This is a genomic window from Sphingobium cupriresistens (assembly GCF_004152865.1).
GTDB classification, from domain to species: Bacteria; Pseudomonadota; Alphaproteobacteria; order Sphingomonadales; family Sphingomonadaceae; genus Sphingobium; species Sphingobium cupriresistens.
This window is the reverse complement of the sequence record NZ_SEOO01000084.1, coordinates 1-4,952: the sequence shown is the minus strand read 5'-3', so window position 1 is coordinate 4,952 and position 4,952 is coordinate 1. Positions and strand designations below refer to the sequence as shown.

5 protein-coding genes are annotated in these 4,952 nt (G+C 61.9%); 2 read left to right on the top strand and 3 right to left on the bottom strand.

The window, feature by feature from the left end; translation table 11 throughout:
• Positions 1–121: 121 nt before the first annotated feature.
• Together EWH12_RS21420 and EWH12_RS21415 are read right to left on the bottom strand one after the other, a co-directional pair.
• On the bottom strand, positions 122–346 hold the full coding sequence (locus tag EWH12_RS21420; protein ID WP_242496170.1) for a DUF5983 family protein: 225 nt from the start codon (positions 344–346) through the stop codon (positions 122–124).
• Positions 347–411: 65 nt separating this feature from the next.
• On the bottom strand, positions 412–1,980 hold the full coding sequence (locus EWH12_RS21415; RefSeq protein ID WP_242496169.1) for a sensor histidine kinase: 1,569 nt from the start codon (positions 1,978–1,980) through the stop codon (positions 412–414).
• A gap of 241 nt (positions 1,981–2,221) precedes the next feature.
• Between EWH12_RS21415 and EWH12_RS22410 the strand changes: the two genes are divergently transcribed.
• Positions 2,222–2,398 carry a hypothetical protein gene (locus EWH12_RS22410; RefSeq protein WP_165363694.1) on the top strand — a complete coding sequence of 59 codons (177 nt, stop codon included), beginning with the start codon at positions 2,222–2,224 and terminating at the stop codon, positions 2,396–2,398.
• Positions 2,398–3,795 (top strand): DUF6880 family protein, encoded by a 1,398-nt coding sequence (locus tag EWH12_RS21410; protein ID WP_207212469.1) that lies wholly within the window; start codon positions 2,398–2,400, stop codon positions 3,793–3,795. Before EWH12_RS22410 ends, EWH12_RS21410 begins: the two co-directional genes overlap by 1 nt.
• A 38-nt stretch (positions 3,796–3,833) precedes the next feature.
• Here EWH12_RS21410 and EWH12_RS21405 read toward each other — a convergent pair whose 3' ends face one another.
• Positions 3,834–4,790 (bottom strand): DUF5983 family protein, encoded by a 957-nt coding sequence (locus EWH12_RS21405; protein ID WP_129927769.1) that lies wholly within the window; start codon positions 4,788–4,790, stop codon positions 3,834–3,836.
• Positions 4,791–4,952: the final 162 nt, after the last annotated feature.

The following is a 4,952-nucleotide window of genomic DNA, read 5'->3' as shown; positions in this document are numbered from 1 at the left end:
CCACGCTGTAGATCCCCACACCTCCCTGACTCGGCAGAAAGGCTTCAAGGTGGACGACTTTTACGCCGCCCGCAGCAGGACTATCCCGCCGCTACCGTGGTCGAATATTGCTCCGCCGTTCTCACCAGAATTCGGGCGAAAGCCCATCGGGGCGCTCGGGCCAGTCATCCATGAAGCCAATATGGACCCAGAAGCCATATTGGTGGGCCTCGATCGACAAGATCGGATGATCGACGATGATCCGGCCGCGCCTTCGCGGCGCGTGCCGGATCAGCCGGTCGATGGCGTCATTCTCGGCGCGGGGAAGGTGCGCTGTCGAACAGGCGCAGACGGGGAAGCGGCGCATGGCCGGTCTCCTTGATTGGGTTGGGACAGGGGCGACAGGCGCGGCGAGCAAACTCAGGCGCCCTTTCAATTCGGCAGGAAATCGACCGTGATGGCACCGCGCTCGGCGTGAATGACGATCTTGCGATCGAGCGGGATCAGCCAGCTCAGATTATCCCAGGCGCTCATGTTAATGGCTTCCAGCGTGGCTGCATCTTCGCCAAGCAGAACATGGGTAGCCCGTTGCCGGGCATCGCGCTCGAAGGAACGTGCCTGTGTATCCCAGCTATCGCAGTCGCAATCCTCCGCGCAGCAGAAGATCGTCGCATCGATCATACGGCCCAGTCGGTCCGGCGTAATATCACCCCCACGCACGGCCAGAATGATGGCCTCATCGATATCCCAACCACGATTGCGACATACGAGCGCGGGGATTTCAATGGAATGGACGCTGCCGGCGGCATCCTTGCGAGCGGTGTCGCCAACCATGAGATCGAGCGTGATCCTGTCCACAAGACCACAAGCAAGATCGGCTGGAAGACATATGCCGTCCTCATAGCGATGGACGACCCCATCCCGCTCAATGCGGAAGGCAATATCCCTGATAACCGGGAGATCGTCATACCAGGCATAGCCTTGCAGCGCGTCTTCCGCCTCGATGAGTTGTACATCCTGGATGGGCGGCTTGCCCCGCGCCAGCGCAAGCGCCTGCGCGATATCGGGCTCCAGGGCGGGGACAACGAGCATTGCGCCTTCCGGGGCAATTACGCGGCGGCTGCGTCCATGACAATCGTCAGCGGTCTGCGGCCGCCAGATCGATAACCCTGAACGCGCTTGCGGCAGCGTGACGCCCAGCTTGCAGGCTCGCTGCCAGGCGGTAAAAGGCAGCCGGTGGTCTGGCCGGGTAGCGATGGCTCTGAATATGATCCGTTCAGCCGCTTCGCAAAGCGCCTTCAACGCCGCGTTGTCGATAACCTCCTTGCGCGCCGGCAGAACCATATGAATTCCCGGCGCATCCATAATATCGATCCGGACCGTCCAGAGACTGCCATTGTCTTTTTCTTCCCGAACCGTCGGCAAGGCGCATTTGGCGCGGTGCCCGTGAAAATTGATGCGTTGGTCGCCTGGCCAATCAGGATCCCGATCATAGACACCGATACGGCAGCCGCAGGCGTTTTCGACAAACATGGCGTCCTTGAGGAAGTCTTCGCGGGGCAGCAGCGTTTCGTTCAAGGTGACCGGTAAGGGATAGTGACGGGCTGCATCGGCGACGACCGCAGACAAGCCTTGTTTCCAGTCGGGCGGCAGTTCGATCGAGATCAGCGTGCCCCAACCGATCATGGCCGGGGCGATGGCAAGCGGCGCGCCGCTGTCCCATGCGTCTGCCGGAATCTGGACTTTCCAGGCCGTGCCCGCAGAGGGAGAGAAGGACTGGATTTCGACCGCGCGGCCGGCAAGGCTGAACATGCCCATGCCGGCCGGGTCTTCGCTGCGGGCAATGTCATCGCCCCAGCCCGAATGGCCCAGCATCAGCAGGGCGGCGGGATCATCGATGCCGCAGCCATCATCGCGGATGTGCAGAAGGTATCGGCCGTCCTGTTCGGTCAGATCGACCGCGATGCAGGTGGCACCGGCGCGCCTGGCATTCTGGAACATCTCATGAAGGCAGTCCCGGCTGTCGCCTGAAAAAAGGCGTGAAGCGCGGCGGATCGCGTCCGGGCTGACGGCGCTATGGATCGTTGTTGGAAGGGGCATGACGGTCTCCCTGGTTCCGGACTGGAACCCATCATCCCTCCCCTCTTCCTTCCCTCCGTTTGTCTTCGAGGGCCATGCCGCCCGCGGATGCCACTATGCATCCGATATTGCGGCAGCGGTCCCGGACTGCGAAGGACAAGGAATGCCTAAGGATCTGGATTCGCAACTCACCGACTTTCTGCGCCGCCTGCCGGACTGGATGCGCCGGGACATTTCCGCCGCCGACCCGGCGCGGCGCGAGCGCGCGGAAGAGGCGCTGCACGCCATGCTGCTTGCGCTGATCAAGGGGACAGGACGGTCGGGAGGTGAAGACATCTGATGGCGACCTCTGGCAATAGTAGACGCGGCACCAGCAGGATGACGCTCGAGGCGATCGAAGCGCTGGGACCAGCGCGCCTTGCCCGGCTTGTCCTGGCCCAGGCGGAGCGTGACGCCATATTCGCCCGCGCGGTCCGCATGGAGCTGGCGGCGAAGGACGATAGCGGGGGCCTGGCCCACGAAATCGACAAGCGGCTGAAGACCATCCGGCGTTCGCGCGGGTTCGTCGAATGGGACAAGATAGGTCCGCTCTCGCGCGAACTCGACCAGTTGCGCGAATCCATATTGGGGCCACTGGCCGAAACCTCACTGAGCCAGGCGGTCGATAGCATGAAGCTGCTGTTGAGCCTTGCCGAACCCGTGTTCGAAAGGTCAGACGACAGCAGCGGTTCGCTGGGCGCGGTGTTCCGGCAAGGCGGCAAAGATCTGGGCGGGCTGTGGACCCGAGCCGATGTACCCGATGTCGATCAGCTCGCCGGGGATATTTTAACGCTGATCGAAGGGGATGGCTATGGCGTGTTCGACGACCTGCCGGACGCAGCCTCCCCGGCTCTGGGACAGACAGGCCGCGCAGCCTTGCGACAGTTGCTGCTGGAGCGGCAGGCGGGGCTGACCGGCCCGGAGCGACGGCAATTCGATTATAAGGTCGGCTGGCTGTTGCCCAAACTTGCCGACCTCGACGGCGATGTGGACGCCTATATTGCGACAGTCGATCCTGAACGCCGCAATACGCTGCTCAATGCGCAGGTTGCCGCCCGCCTGATCGCGCAGGATCGTGCGGCAGAAGCCCTTGACTGGATCGACGCACCGGTTGAGCGCAGCCATAACGAGCGCGAGCTTGCCGATCTCAAATTACGGGCCTTTGAGGCGCTCGGCCGCAGGGACGATGTACAGGCGCAGCGCAAGGCGATCTTCGACTGCTGGCTCGACGCTCAGGCGTTGCGCGACTGGCTTAGGGCTTTGCCTGATTTCGCGGATGTCGCTGCGGAAAGGCAAGCCCTTGATCAGGCCATGGCATATGATCGGGCGACATCGGCACTGGAATTCCTCATCGCCTGGCCTGATCTCAAACGCGCTGGCAGGGTGGCAAGGGAAAGGCTCGAAGATCTGGAAGCCCGGAGCTATGACACTCTGCGTCCTGCCGCCGAGGCTTTGTCTCAGGCCGATCCGGGCGGGGCCACCTTGCTCTATCGCCGACTGGTGACTGGCGTGCTCGACCGGGCGAGTTCGAAATACTACCCCTATGCCGCGCGGGACTTTGCAGCCGCGACGGATTTGGCCGACCGTATCGCAGGCGATGTCGATGTCGTACCGCATGATGACTGGCTGGCCGATCTTCGCAAGATTCATGGACGCAAGATCGGCTTCTGGAATCAGGTCGCGGGGAAATTCGGATAATCGCGGAGAAGCCGGGGCGGCCAGATTGGAAACCTCCCCTACCAATGGTGGAGCGGCAGTCCGTCGACGTCACTGCCGTCACAGTCGAAGAGCAGGAACTGGAAGCCGTACGCGCGGCCGAAGGCGATGAGCCGCAGCAGATCCTGCGGCAATTGCGCACGGCGGCCATCATCAATGGCGCGCGTCGGCACGAACCAGCCATAGACCGAAGCCGCGATGTCGATCGGTCGATCACTGGGCGGCCAGGACGCCCATTTATCGAGGCATGAGGCGGTATGAACCGTCAGATGGGCGGTCGATAGTACACAATAGCGGCCCTGCTCGATCGATCCGGCAGCAAGGGGAAACGGGTGTGCGACGGGCGCAATACGCATGCGATCCTTCGTGCAGCTTTCCGACGGATGACATTCGAAATAGCTTGATATCGCTTCGGCGTCGGACAGGTTATTCGGGTTGCGCGCGTCGTCGATCTCGTTCCAATATTCACGGCAATAAGCAGCGATTTCCACGTCGAGAGCCATCGCATCGACTGCGACGTGGATATTCATTCCATGCCGATGTTCAATCACGGCAGTGTGGACCTCTATCGCCAGATGGTCCTCATGGCTGGTCCCGATCGCGGTTTGGGGGGGTGCGTCATATCCTATAGGTGGAAACGACGTCGATCTGACGTACCGAACGGGCGCAGTTGCGCGAATGACCGGACGGCGCGGATCTGACCAGTCGATCGTGTCGGCAATCCAACGGGGCACGAAATCCCAATCGAACGACAACGGATATTCGCCTTCGACGGTGCGCCATGCAGCCTCGACCGCATCGACCCAGCCTACCACGATCAGACGCAGCGCCGCTGTACCGAGCGTATCGAAGCATGTGCGCAAGGCAAGCGCCAGACTGCTTGCATCGGGAGTGGTCGCAGCACGATCGCGCAGTTCTAGGACGGCTTCCCAAAGACAAGCAGCGGTTTCGAGATGGGATAATGTGTAGCGGGTCATGGAGATGGCTCCAGGGGGAGGTGGCACAGCGCCCACGTTAGCGTCCGCGCTCGTGGTGTAATTTCCGGTGTAGATTGAGGCGATCGCATGGGTGGGGCATGCCCCACCCATGCGAATTCGATCTCGGTGGCCACCGGGCTCATCGGTAAGGTGGAGTTACCA